The organism is Peptoniphilus senegalensis JC140, from assembly GCF_000321025.1.
Lineage (GTDB): Bacteria > Bacillota > Clostridia > Tissierellales > Peptoniphilaceae > Peptoniphilus_A > Peptoniphilus_A senegalensis.
Genome location: NZ_HE610717.1, coordinates 268,470 through 291,852 on the forward strand (window position 1 = coordinate 268,470; position 23,383 = coordinate 291,852).

Genomic DNA, 23,383 nt, shown 5'->3' on the forward strand with positions numbered 1-23,383 from the left:
TTTACAATATTTGGTAATTACTCAAAAAATAAATTTAAAACATATAAATGACATTAAAGTTTATAATAATTTTGATTATTTAATCTTGGATGAAAGCTCAAAGAGAACTTTAGAAGTTATAAAAGGACTTAATACTTTTACAAAAAAAGGCTCTTTATTAGATGTATTAGACAAGTGCAGTACATCTATGGGTTCTCGAAAGTTAAAAAAATGGGTGGAAAGTCCTTTAGTAAATCTAAAAAAAATAATAGAGAGACAAAACTTAATTGAAGTTTTTACAAAAGATTTGCTTCTTCAAGACAAGTTAGAAAAAATCTTAAAGGAAGTCTATGACATTGAAAGGCTTGTAGTAAAAATCTCTAATGGAAGTGTAAATCCTCGTGAGGTTTATTCTTTAAAAAATACAATTATAAAATCAAAAAAAATAAAAGAAATTTTAGAAAATTATAATAATGAACATTTTAATTCTTTGGCAAAGGAATTTATAGATTTAAAAGATATTTATGAAAGAATAGATGAAATTTTAATTGAAAATCCTCCAGTTATTATTGAAGAAAATAGAATAATTAAAGAAGGTTATTCTGAGGACTTAGATGATTTATTTAAAATTGCAACTGAAGGAAAGAATTGGTTACTTGATTTTGAAAATAAAGAGAGAGAAAGAACAGGAATAAAAAAATTAAAAGTTAAGCACAATAAAATTCTCGGATATTTTATTGAAGTTACTAAATCATTTTTAGATGAAGTGCCAGATGATTATATCAGAAAGCAAACTTTAGTAGGTTCTGAGAGGTTTTTTTCTGTTGAATTAAAAGATATGGAGGGAAAGCTTCTTGGTTCTAAGGAAAGAGCTTTAACATTACAAGCAGAAATATACAATAGTTTAAAGGACTTTATTGCAAGTGAAATTTATAGGATACAAATTTTAGCTGATAAGCTTTCAAATTTAGATTCACTATTGTCTCTTGCTAAGGTTTCAAATTTGAACAATTATGTAAGACCAAAATTTAATGAAGAAGGCTTTATCGAAATAAAAAATGGAAGACATCCTATTGTAGAAACTTATATGAATGATGAGTTTTTTGTACCTAATGATACTTACATTGACATAAAAAATCACATGATTCACGTGATTACTGGTCCTAATATGGCAGGTAAATCTACATATATGAGACAAGTTGCCCTTATAACTATTATGGCTCATATAGGATCATTCGTACCTTGTGACAGTGCTGATATTTCTCTTGTAGATAGAATTTTTACAAGGATTGGTGCAAGTGACAATTTGTCAAAGGGTCAATCTACTTTTATGGTTGAAATGCAAGAAGTTGCAGATATTATTGACAACGCAACTCCAAATTCTCTTTTGATTTTAGATGAAGTTGGCAGGGGTACTAGCACCTTTGATGGACTTGCTATTGCAAATGCAATAATCGAATATATTGCTGAAAATATAAAGGCAAAGACTCTTTTTGCCACACATTATCATGAACTTGTGCACCTTGAAGAAAAATACGATTCTATAGAAAATTTAACTATAGCAGTTGATAGACAAGATGACGAAATAATTTTTCTAAGAAAAATAATTAAAGGTTTTACAAACAACTCTTATGGTATTGATGTTGCAAAATTAGCTGGTATAGATGATAAGGTTATTAATAGGGCAAAAGAAGTTTTATATGTAATCGAAAAAGAAAATCAAGACATAAGCATAGACTTAAATAAGGAATATATTAGAGATGAAAATAACAATCCTGAAATAATGAACTTTATTAATAAGTTAAAGGAGATTAATATTCTTGAAATTAGTCCTATGGAAGCTTTTAATTTGTTAAATGAAATTGTAAATAAATCTAAGGAGTTATAATGATTAGACTTTTAGATGAAGCAACTATTTCTAAAATAACTGCAGGAGAAATAATTGAAAATTCTGCTTCAATAGTAAAGGAGTTAGTGGAGAATTCCATTGACGCAGGTGCCGATGATATCCTAGTTGAACTAAGAGGAGAGAGCACAAACTATATAAAGGTTTCAGATAATGGATCAGGTTTTGCAGAAGAAGATATTGAAGTTGCTTTTCTTCGTCACTCAACATCAAAGATTGAAAAAATTGAAGATTTAGAAAAAATAAGAACTTTAGGATTTCGTGGAGAAGCCTTAGCGAGCATTTCAAATATTTCAAAAATAAAACTCATGACAAAGAGACAAGAGGATCTTGCAGGCAATTCTCTCTTAATTGAAAATGGAAAAATTATAAAGAAAAATAAAGTTGGGATGCCAAAAGGAACAACATTTGTAATAAGTGATGTCTTTTACAATACTCCAGTTAGAAAAAAATTTTTGAGAAAAGATTTGACAGAGATAAATAATATAATAGATATTGTGCAAAAAATTGCCCTCAGCAACAATAACATTAAATTTACTTTAATTAGAGATGGAAAAACTATTTTAAATACTGGAAGTGACAAAGACCCAATAAATAGAATTTTTAGTATTTTAGGATCAGAAATTGCATCTTCGTTAAATGAAGGCTCTTTTGAATCTGAGAACTATAAAATTAAGGGATTTTTCTCTGACAATAAATTATTCAGATCTAATAGAGACAGCCAATATATTTTTGTAAATGGAAGATTTATAAGAAATATCAATATTTCAAGAGCCGTGGAAAAAAATTATCATTCTCTAATTCCTTTGAATAGATATCCAGTTTTTGTTTTATACATTGACATAGATCCAAAGCTAATTGATGTAAATATTCATCCAAAGAAGAATGAAATAAAAATCTCCAATGAAAATATTTTAAATGCTCTCTTGACTGAAGTTGTGGAAGATGTGATTTTCCCAAATAGAAGTATAAGAGAAATTGAAATTGAAGATAAAAAAGAAAATGTTAGTGTATTTGATATTTTTGAAGATGAAGAATCTTATGAACCTGATCCACAAGAAAATGAAACAAACTTAAAGAGTATTTGGGAAATAGAAAAGGAAACAAAAGACGAGGCTTTACACAATTCTTTTAATGAAGATGTGGTTTTATATAGAGATAAGGGAAATTTAGATTTAATTGAAGATAAAAAGATAATTAAAGAAGAACATGAAGAGAGAAATTTTTTATTTAATGATGCAAAAAGTAAGATAGATGAAAAACTTTTAAATACTAGAATTGCAGGAGTTCTTTTTAAGACTTATATACTTTTGGAAAATCAAAGGGATGACATAACTTACTTAGTAGACCAACACGCAGCACATGAAAGAGTTAATTATGAAAAATTTTTGCACATGTATTTAAACAGTGAAATTACTTCACAAATTTTATTAAAACCAGAAATAATTGAGCTTAATCAAATCGAATACGATAAAATTTTAAATTATTTGGAATTATTTACAGAGCTTGGATTTAAAATTGAAGACTTTGGCGACAAATCTGTAGTGCTAAGAGAAGTTCCAATGATCTTTGGACTTCCTACTTATGTGAATTTTATAAGGGATATTATTGATTCGCTAGACAAAGAGATTTCATCAAATTATGAGGCTGATTTATATAAAATTATGAAAAAGGCTTGTAAAGCATCAGTAAAGGCTGGAGATGATCTATCAGATTTAGAAATTGAATCATTAATTAAAGATTTAAAAAATTGTGAAAATCCCTACACTTGTCCTCATGGGAGACCGACTGTTGTGGAAGTGTCCAAGCACACAATATCAAAATTATTTTTGAGGGAATAAATGGAAAATTTAGTAATAATAACTGGGCCAACTGGAATAGGCAAGACTGAACTTTCTCTTGAACTTGCAAAAAAATATAAGGGAGAGATAATTTCCAGTGACTCCATGCAAATTTATAAAAAATTAAATATTGGCACTGCAAAAATTGATTTAGATAAAACAATAATTCCGCATCATATGATTGATATAATTGAGCCATCAGATAATTTTACTGTCGCCGATTTCAAAAATGAGGCAAAAAAAATTATTATTGATATAAATAGTAGAGGTAGACTACCTTTTTTAGTTGGAGGTACAGGTCTTTACATCAATTCTCTCGTTTATAACTTAGATTTTACAGAAACTGAGCCAGATTATGATTATAGAAATGCACTAAGAGATATTTTAGACAAAGAGGGAAGTGAATTTCTATATGAAAAACTTCTTGAACTTGATGAAAATATTGCAGAAAAAATTCACAAAAATAATGGACAGAGAATTATAAGAGCACTGGAAATTTTAAAACATGGAAATAAAAAGGGCGACAACTTTCATGAAGAAAATAATGATTACAATTTAATTTATATCGGTCTTAATATGGATAGAGCTAAACTTTACGAAAAAATTAACCAAAGAGTTGATAAAATGATTGAATTAGGTCTTTTAGATGAAGTAAAAAATCTTTTAGCTGAAGGATTAGACAAAAACTCTCAATCTCTTAAAGCTATTGGATACAAAGAAGTAATTGCATATTTAGACGGCGAGATAGATTTTGATGAAATGGTTGATTTAATTAAGAAAAATTCAAGACACTATGCCAAGAGACAGCTAACTTGGTTTAGAAGAGATGACAGAATAAAGTGGTTCGACAGAGAGTCTGAAACTCTTTTATTGGATATAGAAAATTATATTGACAGTAAATTAATTTAGGAGAAAAGATGACAATATACGATAAGTTATTTGAAGAAGAATATAATATTGATAAGAAAATAATTGATTTTGTAAATAAAAATGAGGATAAATTACAAAATAGATTTCAGGAGTTTAGCGATATTGCACAATATAATCAAGTTAAAATTTTAAATGCAATGCAAGAAGAGGGTTTAAAATCAACAGATTTTAACTGGACAACTGGATATGGTTATGGAGATATTGGAAGAGACAAGGTAGAAAGTATCTATACTAGAATTTTTAAAACAGAAGACAGCCTTGTGAGGTCAAACATCGTATCAGGAACTCATGCAATAACACTCGCAATTAAATCTGTCTTAAAACCAGGAGATCATTTCTTATCAGTTACTTCAACGCCCTATGATACACTTCAAAAAGTAATCGGATTAAGGGGAGATAGCCCTGATTCATTAATAAACATTGGATATGAATATTCTGAAGTGCCCTTAGTTAATAATAAAATTGATGTAAAGAATATAAAAAATTATATTAGAGATAACACATCTCTTGTTATAATGCAAAGATCAACTGGATATTCTAATAGAAGGGCCTTTACAATCTCTGAACTAAAGGAAGCAATAGATGAAGTGAAGAGGATAAATAAAAACATAAAAATTTTTGTAGACAACTGTTATGGAGAATTTACAGAACTTATGGAGCCAAGTGAGCTTGGAATTGATATTATGGCAGGTTCTCTAATAAAAAATCCAGGTGGTGGAATTTCTTACACTGGTGGTTATGTTGCAGGCAAGTCTGAACTTGTTAAAAGAGCAGCAAATATTTTAACAGCTCCAGGTATAGGGAAGGACTGTGGACTTACCTTTGGTATGACAAGACAAATCCTTCAAGGACTTTTTATGTCTCCCAAAATTGTTGAAGATGCAATAAAGGGAGCTATGCTTTTCTCAAAATGTTTTGAAGAATTAGGATTTAAAACTATTCCTTCAAGCGATGATCCAAGAAGTGATATTGTAACGGCAATTGAACTAAAAAAACCTGAAATACTAGAAACCTTCTGCAAATATATTCAATTTTCTTCTCCAGTCGACTCAGAATTCACTCCTATGCCTTGGGATATGCCGGGATATGATGATAAGGTAATAATGGCAGCAGGAGACTTTATAGAAGGCTCATCCATTGAACTTTCAGCAGATGGACCTATGAGAGAACCTTATTATGTATATTTCCAAGGAGGACTCTCTTACTATCACATTAAATTTGCCCTAATACATCTTTTAAATGCACTTGATAAAGAAAATTTAATTAACATTCTATAATAAATACAGGAAGAAATTAGCATTGTTAGCTAATCAATTAAGGATAGAAAGTAAAGAAATAAAACAAGTTTACAAGTTGGCAAGTAAACTATTTTGTGACAACTTTAGTTTTTGAACTACTAATAAATTTTAAAGACGATAGAAAAGTAGAAATCTATCGTCTTTTTTATTATCTATTTTATATCAATTATAACTATTACGATTATATAAATTTTATGCTCTAAAAAAACAGGAATTTTTAATAATCCCTGCTAAAATTTTTATTATTATAAGTTAAAAAATTTTTTTAAAGCAATTTATTATAATTTAGTTCATTTTTCTGTAAAGTCCAACAATTTTTCCTAATATATCTACTTTGTCAAAGTAGAAAGGTTCCATATTATCATTTTCAGGTTGTAGTCTATATCTGTCTTTTTCTTTGTAAAAAGTTTTTATAGTGGCTTCATCATCAATTAAAGCTAAAACTTTTTCTCCATTTCTAGCAGAATTTGTCTTTTCTATTATTACATAATCACCATCACAAATTCCTACATTAATCATACTCTCGCCCTTAACTTTTAATATAAAAAGCTCTTTATTTGATACAAAATCGACAGGGAGAGGCATAGTATCTTCGATATTTTGAACAGCTAAAATAGGGGCACCTGCTGTTACATGACCAACAATTGGCACGTCAACAGTTTTCTTTTTGAGCATAAGAATATCATCATCTTGTGGAACAATTTCAAGTGCTCTTGTTTTTGATGCGTCTTTTCTAATATAATTTGTTGATTCTAACTTTTCAAGTGAGTAATAAACTGTAGAAGTTGATTTAATATTACATCCAGTGCAGATTTCACGAACAGTAGGTGGGTAAGACTTAGATTCAATGAATCTTTTAATAAAAAATAAAATTTCTAGTTCTCTTTGGTTTAAATCTTCGTACATGGGTTTACCTCCTAATTTTTCTAAATTAATAATATCACATTTAAACGTGTATTTCAAACTTTAGTTTAAATAGTTGTATTATTTCCTTGACAAAATAGAACTTTAGTTGTAACATTTGTTTAGAACTTATATTTGATACAGTTGTTTAATACGAATGTTTAAACTTTTTGAGAACATATTTATTGAGGTGATTACATGCGAAAGATTATTATTAATAAACCTAAAGTTTTATTTTTTTTGATGCTAATATTAATATTTAATTCAGGATTAGTTATAAAAAATAGTGAAGACTTAAATATTATTAACGAAAAAGAAGCTATTATTGATATTTATACTGTAAAAAAGGGAGATACACTTTGGTCTATTTCTGATAATTATAATTACAAAAATAAGGTTGAGTTTGTAATGGAGATTGAAAAATTAAATGATATAACATCTTATGATATAAAGCCAGGCTATAAATTAGCTATACCTGTTTATGAAGTTAAATAGACATCATTCATGCACATACTTTTATGTTTGACTTATGCTTTTAAAAGATATACAATTATTTTAAGGCTTATGCCTTTAAAATGATTTTAAAATTTGAAACATGAAAACTAAATAGGAGGTGTGTATGAATGAGTCCTTTAATGTCTATTATTATCGGTATTATTGGCCTAGCTATAGGCTATGCTATTAGAAAATATATTTCTGAAGGTAAATTAAAAAATGCTGAGGAATTATCTAAAAAGATGATTTATGAGGCCGAAAACCAAGCTCAAACTCAAAAGAAAGTTTTACTTGTTGAAGCTAAAGAGGAAATTCAAAAACTAAGATCAGAGCAAGAAAATGAAGCTAAGACTAGAAGAGCCGAAATCAAAGAAATGGAAGACAGAGTTATATCTAAGGAAAAGCTTTTAGATAAAAAATCTGCCCAAGTTGAGCACAAAGATGAAAAGCTAACTAAAAAGTTAGAAGGTCTTAGAGAAAAGGAAGATCAAGCTGATGCTCTCATAAAACAGAGAGAAGAAGAACTTCAAAAGGTTGCGGGTCTAACTAAAGATGAAGGTAAAGAAATTCTTCTTAATGAACTAAAAAAAGAAATTACTAATGAATCAGCACTTATTATTAAAGAAAATGAAAATAGAATTAAAGAAGAATCTGGGAAATATGCTAGAAATGTAATTGCACAAGCTATTCAAAGATGTGCTGCTGACCAAGTTGCAGAATCTACTGTAGCAGTTGTTAATCTTCCAAATGATGAAATGAAGGGAAGAATAATAGGTCGTGAAGGTAGAAATATTCGAGCTATCGAGTCAATCACTGGTGTTGATTTAATTATTGATGATACTCCAGAAGCTGTTGTTTTATCTTGCTTTGATCCAATAAGAAGGGAAATAGCAAGAGTAGCTTTGGAAAAACTTGTAAATGATGGCAGAATTCATCCAACTAAGATTGAAGAGACTGTTGAAAAGGCTAAAAATGAAGTTGAAACAATAATTAAGGAATCAGGTGAGCAAGCAGCTTATGATGCTGGCGTTCATGGACTTCATCCAGAAATTATTAAGTATTTGGGTAGACTTAAATACAGAACAAGTTATGGTCAAAATAACTTAAAGCATTCTGTTGAAGTTGCTGAAATCGCTGGTATTCTAGCTAGTGAAATTGGTGCAGATGTTAAGCTTGCGAAAAGAGGAGGATTGCTACACGATTTAGGAAAGTCTGTAGATAGAAACCTTGATGCTCCTCATGTTGATATTGGAGTTGAAATTGCGAGAAAATACCATGAGTCAGAATATGTAATTAATGCAATAGAGTCTCATCATGGTGATGTTGAGCCAACTTGTGTTGAATCAGTTTTAGTTCAAGCAGCTGATGCAATTTCTGCAGCAAGACCTGGAGCAAGGCGTGAAACAGTTGAATCTTATATTCAAAGACTTGAAAAACTTGAAGAAATCGCTAATGAATTTGATGGAATTGAAAAGTCTTATGCTGTTCAAGCTGGTCGCGAAATTCGAATAATAGTAAAACCTGAAAAGATCTCTGAAGCAGAAATCACTATAACTGCTAGAGATGTTGTTAAAAGAATTGAATCTGAACTAGATTTTCCTGGACAAATTAAAGTTAATGTCATAAGAGAAACTAGAGCAGTTGAATACGCTAAATAATTTGGAACCTGACTTATGTCAGGTTTTTATTTTTGCAGGAGGTGAGAAATTGATAAGTTCAAGTTTAATAGATGATTTTTTAGATTACATGAAAGCAACTAAAGGTTCATCTGATAATACAATTAAGGAATATTATTATGATTTAAGAGTATTTGTTAGATTTATAAAGAGGAGAAAAAATTTGGTAGATGAATCGGTGAATTTTGATGATATAGTTATTGAAGATATTTCGCCGGAGATCCTTGAAAGTATTACTAAACAAGATATTTATGCTTACAATGCCTTTCTTGAAAGAGAAAGAAAGTTATCTAATAGGTCTAAATTCAGAAAAATTTCATCTGTCAGAAGTTTTTATAATTATTTATTTGCAAAGATTGAGGTTATAAATAAGAATCCTATTATAGATATTGATATGCCTAAAGTTGAAAAAACTTTACCTGTTTATTTAACTCTAGAACAAAGTTTAAATCTTTTAAAAACTATTGAAAATGCAAAAATGAGACCAATTTATAAGAAAAGAGATTATGCCATAGTTACTTTATTTTTAAACTGTGGAATGAGGCTTTCAGAACTTGCAGGTATAAATATTTCTCACTTACAAGATGATAATACTTTAAAGGTAATAGGTAAGGGCAACAAAGAGAGGACAATTTATCTTAATGAGGCTTCTGTATATGCAGTTGATGAATATTTAAAACTTCGTCCTCAAATAAAAGATGATGCACTATTTTTATCTATGAGACAACAGAGGATGAGCAATAGGTCAATTCAACACATGATTGAAAAACACATGAAAGATTCTGGTCTCGATACAAATAAATATTCAGTGCACAAACTGAGACATACAGCTGCTACACTTCTTTACCAATATGGAAATGCAGATATAAGGTCTTTGCAAGAGATATTGGGACATGAGTCAGTTAATACTACAGAGATTTATACACATGTCAACAAAAAATCTCTAAAAAAGATGGTTGAATCAAATCCTCTTGCTAAAATAAAAGAAAAAGAATAAGATTATTTAGTATAAAATATTTTTATAAAGGAGAAATTATGAATAAATTTAAAAAGTTTGCAATTTTAGGAATAATGACAGCAGCGCTAAGTACATCTGTTTTTGCAGCTGGTAAATTACCAAAAGATGCTTTAGATAAAGCTGTAAACATATACATTAATGAGTCTGCTCAAACTATTCCTCAAGAAATGGGAAGGGCATACTTAGACAAAAATACTAATAGGGTAATGGTTCCTATTAGATATATATCTGAAAATATGGGTGCTCAAATTAATTTTTATCAAAGAAAAGAAACAAATACAAGTGGAATTTTAATTGGCGCCATAGATGTTCTTGTTGAGCTTGATATTAACTCAACAAAAGCAAAGGTAAATAAAGCTGGTACAGAATCAGTGGTGAATTTAGATTCACCAGCAATTTTATATGATGGGAGAACTTATGTGCCTATAAGATTTATTTCAGAAACTCTTGGGCTTGATGTGGATTGGAAAAATGATTCAGTTTATATTTCTGGTCAATTTAAAACTAAGGGAAAGAGATACAATTATGAGGATGAAAAAAAGGAAGAAGTTTCTCGTAAAAGTACAAATGAATTAAAAGAAAAGCTTAAGGATATTAGTCCAAAGGACACAAGAGATTATAAAGAAAATCTTCCAGAGAATAAATCTTCAAATTCTTTATTTGAGTAAAATTTATAGATTGTTATTTTTTCTTAATTTTAATTCTAAATTATTTTATCGTTAAGAGATTATATTTACTAGGAGATAAGAGAAAAATATAAAAACTATAAATAAATCGATACAAAATAGTCACAAAATAATAATTTTGTGACTATTTTTGTGCCTTTCAAGATAAATTTTCCTATAATATTAATTATTGGGATTTATATCATTGCTTTATTAAGCTTAATTTTATAATGTTTATTCTTATATTTATCAATTCATAATATAAAAATAATTTTTTGCTTGGTGTTTATATTATATTAGTTATTAATTTCTACAAAATTTTAACATAAGACTAAATCTTTTATTCGTAGTTATACTTATTAAAGATAAACTAAATTTAGATTTCTGCACTATTATAATTATCATAAGCTATAAATTATAAAATAAGTTTATTTTCATATCTAATACTTATTCACTTATTAGAAAAAATTTTTATTTTTTATTCATTCCTTTTATCTTTATATGTTAAATATCTTATTCCATTTTGTATATTATTAAATATTTTATTTAATTGAGTAAATTTATATCACACAAATCAACACAAATGTTCTAAACAAATTTTTTTATCTGATTTTATAAAACTCGAAAAAATATGTTATAATTGCTTCTAGGTGATAAAATGTCTTTAGACGGTACAGTAGTAAAAAATTTAGTTTATGAAATAAATAATCGAGTTATAAATGGAAGAATTGATAAGATTTACCAAAACAACAATGATTTATTAATTAATATAAGAGCTAAGGGTCAAAAAGAAAAACTATTTATATCCATTTCTGGAAGCCCTAGAATGTATTTTAGCGAAGAAATTTTTGATAGTCCCCTAAATCCTCCAGCTTTTTGTATGCTTCTTAGAAAACATCTTGAGAATAATCAAATTTTAGAAGTATCACAATACAAAATGGATAGAATAGTAAAGATTCTTGTTAAATCTCGTGATGAGCTTGGCGAATACAGTAAAAAAGCACTTATTATTGAGTTTATGGGAAAACACTCAAACGTAATACTTATAGATGATGATTCAAAAAAAATTATTGATTCATTAAAAAGAGTTAATTTTAATTTATCAAGTGTAAGAGAAATTTTGCCAGGACTTACTTATAATCCAGCTAATATTTCAGAAGGACTAAATCCATGTCAAGTAGATTCAATAAGTGATTTAATAAAGAATTCGAATGAAAATTTTAATTTAAAATCTTTTTTATTAAATACATTTACCGGGATAAGTCCACAATTGTGTAGCGAATTTGAATATAGAGCGAATATTGATTTTAAGAGAAATTTATCGTCTTTAAATGAAAATGAGATAACAGAACTTGATAAAACATTTATAAATATTTTTAAAAATGTAAAAGAAAATAATTTTTCTCCAATTAAAATTTTTAGAGATGGACTATTTAAAGACTTTTATGCTATTGATTTAGAAGAACTAAATACAGATGAAAAAATAAAGGTTGAATCTATCTCCTCCCTACTTGAAGAGTTTTATAATTCTAAGTTTTTAAGAGATACCTTGGGTTCAAAAAGTAAGGAGTTAAAAAAGTCTGTAAAGAAAAATATAGATAAATTAAAAAGAAAAGTTTCTAATCAATCTAATGAATTAAATTTAGCTTTAAACAGAGAAAAATTTAAAGTTTATGCTGATTTAATTTCATCAAATTTTCATAAAATAGAAAAGGGTGCAGAATCTGTAAGAGTTGAAAATTTTTACAATGAAATGGAAGAGATAGAAATCCCCCTAGATTCTAAACTAGATGGACCATCAAACGCATCTAAGTATTATAAAAAATATTCAAAATTGAAGAACGCAGCAATATTTTTGACTGAACAAATCGAAATAGGAAAATCTGAAATATCATATTTAGAATCAATTTTACTAAATATTGACTTTGCAGAAAGTCCAGACGAAATTGACGAACTCTACGAAGAATTAGAAAAAGAAGGATATTTAAAAAAGAAAAAGAAAAATAATAAAAAGAGAAAAGATTCTCAAGATAATTATATTAAAATTAAAAGTGAAGATGGCTTTGATATTTTTATTGGAAAAAACAACAAACAAAATGACTATCTAACTCATAAAAAAGCTAAAAAGAATGACCTTTGGTTTCATGTAAAAGACGCACCAGGATCACATGTAATATTAAAAAATGACAATAGAGATTTTACAAATACTTCACTATTGACTGCTGCAAGGATGGCAGCTAAGTATAGTTCAATTTCAAAATCACAAAATATTCCTGTAGATTACACCTTCATAATGAATGTTAAAAGACATCCTGCAAAAAAACCAGGACTTGTAACTTATACAAACTATAAAACAATAAATATAAACATTTAAAAAAGAATAAGGTTGGCCTTATTCTTTTTCTTCGTCTTCATCTATAATATTTAACCTAGTTAAAACTAATTTATAGCCATCAGCTCCATAATTTAGAGACCTATTTATTCTTGATATAGTTGCTGTAGAAGCTCCAGTTTCGCTTTCGATTTCATGATAAGTTTTATTTTTTACAAGTAATTTAACAACTTGTAATCTTTGAGCAATTGCCTGTAACTCTTTTACTGTGCAAATATCTTCAAAGAATCTGTAACATTCTTCTAGATTTTCTAAAAGCAAAATAGCTTCAAATAAACCATCAACATCTTTGCTCTTTATTTTTGAGTCGTAAATCATATTGTCCTCCTGACTTTTAGTAATTTTTTAATTTAATATATGAACAATCCATATTTTCACTAATATATTAACAATTTTATCCACTAAAGTCAAGACAAAAATCACTGATTATATACACTTACTTCGCTTATTCCCTTTTTATTTTTAACTTGAAAAGCCTTGTCACAGATTTGAGAAAGATGAGGATTGTGAGTAACCATAATTATTTGTCTGTCAAATAAATTAGATGATTTTTTAAGAAATTCGCCTAAATTAAATATATAGTCATTGCTTACATGTTTTCCAGGTTCATCTAGTATAAGAGGTCCTGAAAGTTTTGGATGATTGAGTTGTAAAAAGGCAATGTGAAGAGCCAACGAAATAATATCTACAACTCCTCCACCTCTTGCAATTTCAGGTTTTGTTTTTATGCTATACCCTTCTGGATAATTGCTTTGAACAAAAAATTCAGCTACTGGAACAGAACGTGCTTCAGAAAGCTCAATTATAAATTCAATATCAGTTTCAAAAATAAATTGTAAGCATTTAGTTACAGTATCTTCAATTTGTCTCTTGGATTGTTCTCTGGCAAACTCAGAGGTTTTTTGAAATAAAAGTGAGACTTGCGTTAGAACATCACTGTAATTATTTTTTTCTTTTAAGAGTTTTTCTGTTTTTTGTAATTGTTCGGATAAAATTTCAATTTTACCTTCATCGCTTAAAATTTTATTATTTAGTTCAGATAACTTATAATCAAGTTCTTTTAAATCCAAAAAAATCACAACCTAGGCATCAAATTGTTGGCTTCATTAAAAAGTTTGTCAATTTCATTTTTTAAATTAGAAATTTCGCTTTCAAGATCTTCTGGCTTAATACCAAGCTTTTCTATTTCAGCAAGAATTTCCTTTTTTTGAGAGTTTAATTGCTCTAATCTTGCTTCAGATTTATATTTCATATTTTTTAATCTATCAATTTGTTCTTTTAATACTTTTAAATTTTCTTCGTAATTCATTTAATCATTCCTTAAATGGTATTTTATATGTTCCATTGAATTATCATCAATTTCACTGTAACAGAAAGGACAAACACCCATGTCAAGGATTGTCTTTTCATAAGAGGCAGTATTTTCTCTAATCTTTACATTAACATTCTCTATTTCTATTTTTAAGTCTTTAACTTTATTAAATATTTCATTAAATTTATTTTTTATTTCTAAAACATTTTTTAATTGATCGGATTTATTCTCAACAGTATTAGAAATAAAATCAATTTTGTCAATTCTATCAAAGTTTTTTATGTAGTCATTACCAAAAGCAATCTTTGAATTGACCGTATCTAAATCATTTTTAAATTTCGTGAGCTCTGAATATAAAGATGAAGCACTTTCTAAATTTCCACTTATTTTTAAAAGCTCATCATTATTTTTATAATTTTTTAAATTATTTTTAACTTCAGAAAGTTCATTTGTATTTTTAAGATATTTGTTATATAAAGTTTCATAACTAGATAAAGTATTTTTATCATCATAAATCTTAGAAGTTATTTTTGATAAGTCATCTAAGTATTTAAGTTTACTTAAATTATTTTCCATTAAATTAATTTCTTCATTAGTCTTAATAATTTTAACTAAATAATTTTCAAAGGTATTCTTTTTTAAGACAAAATTTTCTAATTTAGGGATTATTATTTCAAATTCACTTAAACTGCTAAATTTGTTAACTAAATTTGTTACTTCTGATAATTCAATTCTATTTTTATTGTAGTTTTCTTTTAAGCTAGAACAAAGTTCTAATTTATCTTGAAGCTTTCCTATTTCACTTCTTATTTTTGAGATTTTATCGAATTTTTCTTTGTAGTCTTTGACGTAAGAAAATTTATCTAACTGATCTTTTAATTCTTCTTTATTTTTTATTAATTCAGCAATCTCTTGATTAGTTCTTTTGTTATCTCTAACTACAGTCCTTAGGGCATCATCAACATAATTCACACCAATTAATCTACCAATTGCCGAAGCTCTAAGTGATGCCTGTTCATTTAATAGAAAAGGTCCATCTAATTGCTCTGCTATATTTAAAATAGTTTTATTATTAGAATTATCTAAAGACACTTTATACATATTAGTGACATCAGTAATTTCCTTTGGTACGTCTATGCCAAAGCCTTCAAATCTCATTTCATTTCCAGCAGAGTCTACAAGAAAATAGGAATTTTTAGAAGGAGTCTTAGCTCTTTGTACTATTACATCGTTGGAAAAAATTACTTTTACAGATACCTCCCTCTCCCCTTGCCTAATAAAATAATCGCCCTTAGGCTCATTATATAAACACCATTTTATAGCTCTTAAAATTGCAGTTTTACCAACATCAGAATTACCGAGGATTACATTGAGTCCTCGGTCAAATTCCATCTCTGTGTGTTGGTGAGATTGAAAATTATGAAGTTCAACTTTTTTAATATAAATCATGAGCAGTCAACTCCATTTATCTGAGCTTCTTCAATTCTCGTTAAAGCTTCTTTTTTGACATCTTCAGAAATATTTTCACTTTTAGAAATCTTTAATAGCAGTTCAAAAATATCTAAACTTTTATAATTGCTTGTGGCATCAATGCTTTCTTTAAATTCAGCTAGTTTTATGCCTTTAAATTGGTGTCTTTCCATTTCAGACCTATCTAATACTTCTTCTCCTGGTTTAGCACATTTTAAAAACCTATCTTCAATTGTAATTTTATCAGTAAGACTAATAATATTAACCTTTGGTTTTCTATTAATTTCGGCTTTTGAATTTGAAATTCTAATTAATGCACCAGGATTAACAAAATATTTATTATCAAGATTAACTGTCTTAAAACCAAAATGATAATGTCCAGCCAGAGTTATATCTGCTTTCGTGTGTCTTATATCATTGATTAACGTGTGAGCAACTTCTTTCATAAAAGGTTTATCGATCAAAAAACCATGTGTCATGTGAATTGCATATTTACAACTTTCATCAACTTCCTCTAATATATAATTTTTCCTATTGGACACTTCATCCATAGAATAAATATAGGGAGAGCCAGTAAGCTGTACTCTAATATCTTTTTCCAAGACAATTTTTTTATAATTTACTAAGTTCAATACACCTAAATTACATAATAGACCTAGCATAGTTCTATCTAAAGTTTCTGGATTGTGACCGAAAATATCATGATTGCCGCTAATAATAAATATAGGAACACCAAAACTTTGGAAAATTTTTGCGAAATCTGAAACTATACTAACAGATACATCAGGTCTATCAAAAAGGTCGCCGCCATGAAGTACATAGTCAATATTTTCTTCTTTTATGATACTTAAAATTTCTTTTAGCTTCTCTTTTAAAGTTTCTTGATAATCATCTAGCCTGTTTTGTGGGCTAGTTCCCCTTATATGAGTGTCGGTAAAATAGAGTAATTTCAAAAAATCACTCCTTATTCATCCTTTTCTAGAAAATTTTCAGATTTTGCATTTTCACTTTCGAAGTTTATTTCTTCTTCTGGAATTAAATTATAATGAAGTCTAACTTTATGCTCAATTTCTTTTAATAATTCTGGATTTCCTTCCAAAAATTCTTTAGCATTTTCTCTACCTTGACCAAGCCTTTCGTCTTCATAGGAATACCAAGCACCTGCTTTTTTTACTATGTCAGCTTCTGCCGCTACATCAAGTATATTTCCTACACTGGATATGCCTTTTCCATACATAATATCAAATTCAGCTTGTCTAAATGGTGGAGCAATTTTGTTTTTAACAACTTTAACCCTAACTCTATTTCCTATCATTTCGTCGCCTTTTTTAATAATTTCAGACCTTCTTATATCAAGTCTTACTGAAGAATAGAATTTAAGCGCTCTACCGCCAGTAGTCGTTTCAGGATTTCCAAACATAATTCCAACTTTTTCTCTAAGTTGATTTATGAATACAACTGTACATTTAGATTTATTTATGGCACCAGTAAGTTTTCTAAGAGCTTGTGACATAAGTCTTGCTTGAAGACCAATTTGTGCTGAACCCATTTCTCCATCAATTTCTGCCTTTGGAACAAGTGCTGCAACTGAGTCTATTATTATTAAGTCTACTGCATTAGACCTTACTAAAGCTTCAGTAATTTCTAAAGCTTGCTCACCGGTGTCCGGTTGTGAAATAACTAGATTTTCTATATCAACTCCAAGATTTCTTGCATATCCTGGGTCAAGAGCATGTTCTGCGTCTACAAAAGCACCAGTACCTCCCATTTTTTGAGCCTCTGCCAACATATGAAGTGCTAGCGTAGTTTTCCCTGAAGACTCAGGCCCATAAATTTCAATAATTCTTCCTTTAGGTATTCCACCAATTCCAAGAGCAATATCCAGTGCAAGTGAACCTGTAGGAATTGAATCAATATCAAGCTTAACATCGTCTCCCAAAACCATTACTGAACCTTCTCCATATTGTTTTTCAATTTTTGACAAAACGTTGTGAAGGGCTTCTTGTTTTTCTTTGCTTAATTTACTATCTTTCATAATTACTCCTTAAAATTTTTTCTAAGAACAAAAAGTATTTGAGACAATACTCTATTAACAGTGCTTCTTCTTATCTTATTCCTATCTCCTGAAAAAAAATAATGCTTAACGTAATAATCATCATCAGAAAAATATATACAAGTGTAGACATTTCCAACTTCAGTTTCAGATGAATTAGGTCCAGCTTCTCCAGTTGTAGATACTCCAATATCAGCCTTTGACTTCTCTTTAATTCCTTTTGCCATTTCAAAAGCAGTATTTTCACTAATAGCTCCAAATTTATCTAAAGTATTTTTGGAGACATTTAAGTTTTTATTTTTTGAATCATTTGAATAAGTTACAAAGGAAGTTTCCATAACCTTTGATGCTCCACTAATATCTGTAATAGCAGAGCTAAGCATTCCTCCAGTAATTGATTCAGCAAAAGAGATTTTTAAATTATTTTCCCTTAGAATTTTTACTATTTCTCCAGAAACATCATCATTATTTTCAGAATAAATATGAGTATTAAATTCAGCATAAAGAGATTTTACAACTTTTTCTATAGAAAATTGTAATTCTTCTTTTTTTGTGTCCTTACCTATAATTTTTACTTCAGTATAAGTTCCATGTGCAAAAGTATTTATGCTCACATTATTACTTTCAAAAGACATTTTTCTTATTCTGTCTTCTATAACTGATTCTCCAAGTCCAATAATGTCTATAGATTTAACCATTATATTTTCATTGGTAAAGGATTTATTTGCCAAATAATAATCTAGCATTGGCTCCATTTCATCTGGTGGTCCTGGAAGGAGAATAATTCTTTTATTATCAAATTCAATTGATTCACCAAGAGCAACGCCCCACTTATTTTCAATTTTTTCTGAGCCTTCTATTAGCATAACTTGTTTTAAATTGTTTGGAGTCATAGTCCTTCCAAACTTTGTAAATCTATCAATCATTTTTTCTTTTTCATCTACATCAAGATAGATTTTGCGATTTAAAAATTTTGCTACAGCTTCTTTTGTTATGTCATCATTAGTAGGACCAAGCCCACCACTAACAACAATTAAATCAGAAGATTTTTTTAAATACTTTAATTCATTTACAATTTCATCTAAATTGTCATCGACAGAAACTTGCCTATTAACCTCAATTCCCATATCAGTTAATTTATCAGAAATATATTTTGAATTTGTATTTGTTATAGATCCTATTAAAATCTCTTTTCCTACTGTTAAAATACTAGCTTTCATAATTCTCCTATATATTTTCCAAATCAAGGACTTTTTTATTTTTAATCAAATAATCTGCACCAGAAATAACTGTAAATACTACAGCTAAATAAAATATTGCCATTCCAGTAGGCCTTAGGCTTTCTATTCCAGTTAGTAATAAAATATTTGATATTAGCTGTGTAACAGTTTTAAATTTTCCTAAAGGACTTGCTGCTATTGTTATATTTTCAGATGCTGCTATAATTCTAAATCCTGTAATTGTAAATTCTCTTGCAATTATAATTATTACAGCCCATGCTGGCATTTCGCCAGAACTAACTAACATAATCATTGCAGCGCATACTAAGATTTTATCAGCAAGGGGGTCTGCAAATTTCCCAAAATTTGTAACTAAATTATCTCTCCTTGCAAGATAGCCATCTAAAAAATCTGTAAAAGAAGCAATGGTAAAGATAATAGTTGCAATTATTCTTGAATTATTAAAATCTAGGTACATAAAAATTACAAAAACTGGAACCATCAAAGTTCTCATGAGAGTCAATTTATTTGGAGTATTCATATATCTTCACCTACTAAATCATAATCTAAAGTATCAATAATTTTAACATTTACAAAATCGCCAATTTCCAAAGTTTTGTTGGAGTTTATATATGTTACTCCATCTATCTCAGGAGAATCCATATAAGTTCTGCCTACATAATTGTTCTCATCAATTTTTTCTTCTATTAATACTTCTAAAGTTGTATCTAAATTTTTTGAAAGAATTTCACTAGAAATATCGTTTTGTATTTCCATAATTTCATCTTTTCGTCTATTTTTAACTCCATCAGCTATTTGATTATCTAAAAGATCTGCTTTTGTCCCCTCTTCTCTAGAGTATTCAAAAACTCCTAGCTTATCAAATTTTATGTCTTCAATAAAATCTACAAGTTCTTTAAAATCTTCTTCACTCTCTCCAGGAAAACCAACAATAAAGGTTGTTCTAATTACAATTTCTGGGGTAGCTTTTCGTAAATTTTTTAGAGTTTTAATAATATGTTCTTTGCTAGTTTTTCTATTCATGTTTTTTAAAACATTGTCAGAAATGTGTTGGAGAGGCATATCCACATATTTTACTAACTTTTTATTAGTTCTAAATTCTTCTATTAATTCATCTGTAAAATGGTCAGGATATAAATATAAAACTCGAATCCACTTTAAATCTTCTATTTTTGAAATTTCTTTAATCAATTTTGCCAAAGAATACTTTGAATATAAGTCAATTCCATAGTCAGTAGTATTTTGTGCAATTAAAATGATTTCTCTTGCACCCTTATTTACTAAGTATTCGACTTCAGAATATATATCTTCGATTTTTCTAGATCTGTTTTTACCACGAAGTGATGGAATAATACAATAAGAACAGTTGTTATTACATCCTTCTGAAATTTTTACATATTCAGTTGTATTTACAATTTCTTTTTTGACTCCTTCAATATACGCAGAGTTTAAATTGTCAGTTTTTACAAATAAATCTCCAGCCATACTTCTGTCTAAGAGCTCGTTTATATAATTTATATTTCCTGTGCCAATAATCCCATCAATTTCTGGGATTTCCTTTAGAAGTTCTTCAGGATATCTTTGGGCAAGGCATCCTGATAGTAGAACTTTCTTGCATCTTCCCTCATTTTTATACTCAACTGCTTCTAAAATTGTATCAATTGATTCTTCCTTAGCTGCATCAATAAATCCACAAGTGTTAACAATTAATATATCAGCATCTCTTGCATCATTTACCATTTTATATCTTTCTTTATTTAAAAGTGAGTACATCATTGATGAGTCTACATCATTCTTTGAGCAGCCAAGAGTAACTATATGCACATTATTCATCTTCATCACCTAAAATTATATCTATTTCTTCCCGAGTCTTTAAAAGCTTTCTTGGTTTAGAACCTTCATGAGGTCCTATAATACCCATCTCTTCCATTTGGTCTACAATTCTTCCGGCTCTTGAATAACCAACCTTTAATTTCCTTTGGATATAAGAAATTGACGCCTGCTCGTCATTTAATACAATTTCTACAGCTTCTTTAAAAAGAGGGTCCTTTTCATCATCAACTTTAACTTTTTTATTTTCAATTGCTTTTTCTATTTTCGATTCAACATTGTTTTTTATTTCGTTGTTGTTTTTTACAAAATCAACAACTCTTTCTACTTCACTATCGCCTATATAAGCACCTTGTATCCTTTTTGGTTTTGGGTATTTGCTAGGATAAAATAGCATATCTCCTTTTCCTAAAAGTTTTTCTGCTCCGCCCATATCTAGAATAGTCCTTGAGTCTATAGAAGACGCTACAGCAAAAGCAATTCTTGAAGGAACATTAGCCTTAATAGTACCAGTAATAACATCAACAGAAGGCCTTTGTGTTGCTAGAATAAGGTGCATTCCAGCAGCCCTAGCTTTTTGTGCTAGTCTAGCTATATATTCTTCGATTTCCTTTGATGCAACCATCATAAGGTCTGCAAGTTCGTCTACTATAATTAAAATCTTAGGAAGTTTCTCATCTTCCTTTCCTTCAGCTACCATTTTTTTATTGTAACCCTTTAGGTCTCTTACATGATTTTCAGCAAAAGCCATATATCTTTTTTCCATTTCATCAACAGCCCAGTTAAGTGCAAAAGCAGCCTTTTTTGGGTTTGTTACGACATCAATTAAAAGATGTGGTATTCCATTATAAACGCTAAGCTCAACAACTTTTGGGTCAATTAACATAAGCTTTACATCTTTTGGAGAAGATTTATAAATTATGCTTGTTATTATTGAATTAATGCAAACTGATTTACCAGAGCCAGTTGCCCCTGCTATGAGTAAGTGAGGCATATCTTCCATTCCAGAAATTAAAATATTCCCCTCAACATCTTTTCCAAGAGCTAAAGGTATTTCGGAATTTATAGTTTTAAATTCCTTGGAATCAATTAATTCTTTAAGTCCTACAGCATCTTTCTCTTTATTGGGAACTTCAATGCCAACTACAGCTTTACCAGGTATTGGAGCCTCTATACGAAGCTCAGAACTTGCCAGAGCCATGGCAATATTGTCACTTAAACCAACAATTCTTGATAACTTTATACCTGGAGCAGGCTTAAGTTCATAAGAAGTTATAACAGGACCACGGTTTATAGCAACAACCTTTGACTCTATGCCAAAATTTCTCATAGTATTTTCTATGATTTTTCCCTTTTCAATTACTTCATCTTTAGAAAAACCACCCTTTGATTTAACTCTATCTAATAAAGCTAAATCGGGGTAAGTGTACACAAACTCTTCTTTGCTTTTATTTTCAATGTCATCTTTTATTGTGTCAATGACATTTTCATCATTTTCTACTTCAGTGTATTCAATAGTTTTTTCTTCTATTTTATTTGAATTATCATTGTTACTAATAACTTCAAATTTTTCTTCTTCAAGCTTTTCAACAATATTCTCATCAGAATAATCTTTTATAACTAAATTTTCTCCAAAGTCTTCAGCTTCACTTGATTTTTCTTCTTTAGATTTTTTTAACTCTATTTTTTCTTTCTTTAAATTCTCTCTTTCTATTTTTTTCTGTTCTTTTTCTTCTAGTTTTATTTTTCTGTCAGCTTTTTTTTCTTCAAAAGCTTTCTTTTTATCTTCGAAATATTCGCCTATATCTTCAGAAAGCATTATTAGTTGGTCAATATTCACTTTAAGCATAAAATAAATTGACGCAACTATTATCAGTCCAAGAACCAAATATGTTCCAAGAGAGCCTAAAAGTTTATAGGAGAAAAAACCAAAAATAGCCCCAAGAATTCCGCCGCTTCTTGTGATGTCCATATACTCTGTTGACTTTATAATTCTTTCAATCAAAGTCATATCCATTTCTTTTGAGCCATCAAGAAAAACTAATACGCATAAAAATATTACAAGTGAACATATAATATATCGTCTCATGTGAAATTTAGTCGCTTGAATGTTATATAGAATTCCCCAGAAAATCAATAAAAGAGGAATCAAAAAGTTACCTGAGCCCGAAATGACAGAAAATAATTTATAGATCAAGCTCCCTATAAGTCCCATTCTTTGGCTATATAAAGAAATAAAAAATACTATTCCTATAACAATTAAGAATAAACCCATTATTTCTTTTCCGGAAGCTATTTCAGAACTTGTTTTTTTTCTTTTGCGAACATTTTTTTTATTTGAAATTTTTTTATTGTTTTTTTTATTTTTTATCAA

The 23,383-nt window shown here is 28.7% G+C and carries 20 protein-coding genes; 9 read left to right on the forward strand and 11 right to left on the reverse strand.

Annotated features, from left to right (window positions below):
- Nucleotides 1-10: 10 nt before the first annotated feature.
- The 4 genes from mutS to PTSHG_RS01400 are packed head-to-tail and all read left to right on the forward strand — an operon-like array spanning nucleotide 11 to nucleotide 5,933.
- Complete coding sequence (gene mutS, locus PTSHG_RS09040; RefSeq protein WP_238318698.1) at nucleotides 11-1,867, forward strand: DNA mismatch repair protein MutS; 1,857 nt, start codon at nucleotides 11-13, stop codon at nucleotides 1,865-1,867.
- A complete protein-coding gene (mutL, locus tag PTSHG_RS01390; RefSeq protein ID WP_019107144.1) occupies nucleotides 1,867-3,726 on the forward strand; it encodes a DNA mismatch repair endonuclease MutL in 1,860 nt (619 codons plus the stop codon). The genes mutS and mutL overlap by 1 nt, the downstream gene beginning before the upstream one ends.
- Complete coding sequence (gene miaA / locus PTSHG_RS01395) at nucleotides 3,727-4,635, forward strand: tRNA (adenosine(37)-N6)-dimethylallyltransferase MiaA (protein ID WP_019107145.1); 909 nt, start codon at nucleotides 3,727-3,729, stop codon at nucleotides 4,633-4,635. It abuts the gene before it with no gap.
- Between the two features lie 8 nt (nucleotides 4,636-4,643).
- Nucleotides 4,644-5,933 (forward strand): methionine gamma-lyase family protein, encoded by a 1,290-nt coding sequence (locus PTSHG_RS01400; RefSeq protein ID WP_019107146.1) that lies wholly within the window; start codon nucleotides 4,644-4,646, stop codon nucleotides 5,931-5,933.
- A 306-nt stretch (nucleotides 5,934-6,239) separates the two neighbouring features.
- On the opposite strand, the gene lexA is transcribed toward PTSHG_RS01400, so the two are convergent.
- Nucleotides 6,240-6,860 carry a transcriptional repressor LexA gene (gene lexA / locus PTSHG_RS01405; protein ID WP_019107147.1) on the reverse strand — a complete coding sequence of 207 codons (621 nt, stop codon included), beginning with the start codon at nucleotides 6,858-6,860 and terminating at the stop codon, nucleotides 6,240-6,242.
- 195 nt (nucleotides 6,861-7,055) lie between these two features.
- Here lexA and PTSHG_RS01410 point away from each other — a divergent pair, with 195 nt between their 5' ends.
- From PTSHG_RS01410 to PTSHG_RS01430, 5 genes are all read left to right on the forward strand, one after another.
- Nucleotides 7,056-7,352, forward strand: a complete 297-nt coding sequence (locus PTSHG_RS01410) for a LysM peptidoglycan-binding domain-containing protein (RefSeq protein WP_019107148.1) — start codon at nucleotides 7,056-7,058, stop codon at nucleotides 7,350-7,352.
- Between the two features lie 128 nt (nucleotides 7,353-7,480).
- Complete coding sequence (rny, locus tag PTSHG_RS01415; RefSeq protein ID WP_019107149.1) at nucleotides 7,481-9,010, forward strand: ribonuclease Y; 1,530 nt, start codon at nucleotides 7,481-7,483, stop codon at nucleotides 9,008-9,010.
- Nucleotides 9,011-9,059: 49 nt separating this feature from the next.
- Nucleotides 9,060-10,025, forward strand: a complete 966-nt coding sequence (locus tag PTSHG_RS01420) for a tyrosine recombinase XerC (RefSeq protein ID WP_019107150.1) — start codon at nucleotides 9,060-9,062, stop codon at nucleotides 10,023-10,025.
- A 38-nt stretch (nucleotides 10,026-10,063) separates the two neighbouring features.
- Nucleotides 10,064-10,714 (forward strand): copper amine oxidase N-terminal domain-containing protein, encoded by a 651-nt coding sequence (locus PTSHG_RS01425; RefSeq protein ID WP_019107151.1) that lies wholly within the window; start codon nucleotides 10,064-10,066, stop codon nucleotides 10,712-10,714.
- Between the two features lie 655 nt (nucleotides 10,715-11,369).
- Nucleotides 11,370-13,085: an Rqc2 family fibronectin-binding protein gene (locus tag PTSHG_RS01430; protein WP_019107152.1), complete on the forward strand. Its 1,716-nt coding sequence runs from the start codon at nucleotides 11,370-11,372 to the stop codon at nucleotides 13,083-13,085.
- A gap of 18 nt (nucleotides 13,086-13,103) precedes the next feature.
- Here the strand turns inward: PTSHG_RS01430 and PTSHG_RS01435 are convergent, their stop codons facing one another.
- The 10 genes from PTSHG_RS01435 to PTSHG_RS01480 form a co-directional block, all read right to left on the reverse strand.
- Nucleotides 13,104-13,421, reverse strand: coding sequence for a YerC/YecD family TrpR-related protein (locus PTSHG_RS01435; protein ID WP_019107153.1), 318 nt, complete (start codon nucleotides 13,419-13,421; stop codon nucleotides 13,104-13,106).
- Nucleotides 13,422-13,522: 101 nt separating this feature from the next.
- Entirely contained in the window at nucleotides 13,523-14,173 is a 651-nt protein-coding gene (locus PTSHG_RS01440) for an OLD family protein (protein WP_019107154.1), read from the reverse strand.
- 5 nt (nucleotides 14,174-14,178) lie between these two features.
- A complete protein-coding gene (locus PTSHG_RS01445; RefSeq protein WP_019107155.1) occupies nucleotides 14,179-14,412 on the reverse strand; it encodes a hypothetical protein in 234 nt (77 codons plus the stop codon).
- Nucleotides 14,413-15,864: an AAA family ATPase gene (locus tag PTSHG_RS01450; protein WP_019107156.1), complete on the reverse strand. Its 1,452-nt coding sequence runs from the start codon at nucleotides 15,862-15,864 to the stop codon at nucleotides 14,413-14,415.
- On the reverse strand, nucleotides 15,861-16,838 hold the full coding sequence (locus PTSHG_RS01455; RefSeq protein ID WP_019107157.1) for a metallophosphoesterase family protein: 978 nt from the start codon (nucleotides 16,836-16,838) through the stop codon (nucleotides 15,861-15,863). The genes PTSHG_RS01450 and PTSHG_RS01455 overlap by 4 nt, the downstream gene beginning before the upstream one ends.
- An 11-nt stretch (nucleotides 16,839-16,849) precedes the next feature.
- Nucleotides 16,850-17,920 carry a recombinase RecA gene (gene recA / locus PTSHG_RS01460; RefSeq protein WP_019107158.1) on the reverse strand — a complete coding sequence of 357 codons (1,071 nt, stop codon included), beginning with the start codon at nucleotides 17,918-17,920 and terminating at the stop codon, nucleotides 16,850-16,852.
- A 2-nt stretch (nucleotides 17,921-17,922) separates the two neighbouring features.
- Entirely contained in the window at nucleotides 17,923-19,158 is a 1,236-nt protein-coding gene (locus tag PTSHG_RS01465) for a competence/damage-inducible protein A (RefSeq protein ID WP_019107159.1), read from the reverse strand.
- A gap of 7 nt (nucleotides 19,159-19,165) precedes the next feature.
- A complete protein-coding gene (gene pgsA, locus PTSHG_RS01470; protein WP_019107160.1) occupies nucleotides 19,166-19,699 on the reverse strand; it encodes a CDP-diacylglycerol--glycerol-3-phosphate 3-phosphatidyltransferase in 534 nt (177 codons plus the stop codon).
- Nucleotides 19,696-21,012, reverse strand: coding sequence for a 30S ribosomal protein S12 methylthiotransferase RimO (gene rimO / locus PTSHG_RS01475; RefSeq protein ID WP_019107161.1), 1,317 nt, complete (start codon nucleotides 21,010-21,012; stop codon nucleotides 19,696-19,698). The genes pgsA and rimO overlap by 4 nt, the downstream gene beginning before the upstream one ends.
- Nucleotides 21,005-23,383: an FtsK/SpoIIIE family DNA translocase gene (locus tag PTSHG_RS01480; RefSeq protein ID WP_019107162.1), complete on the reverse strand. Its 2,379-nt coding sequence runs from the start codon at nucleotides 23,381-23,383 to the stop codon at nucleotides 21,005-21,007. The genes rimO and PTSHG_RS01480 overlap by 8 nt, the downstream gene beginning before the upstream one ends.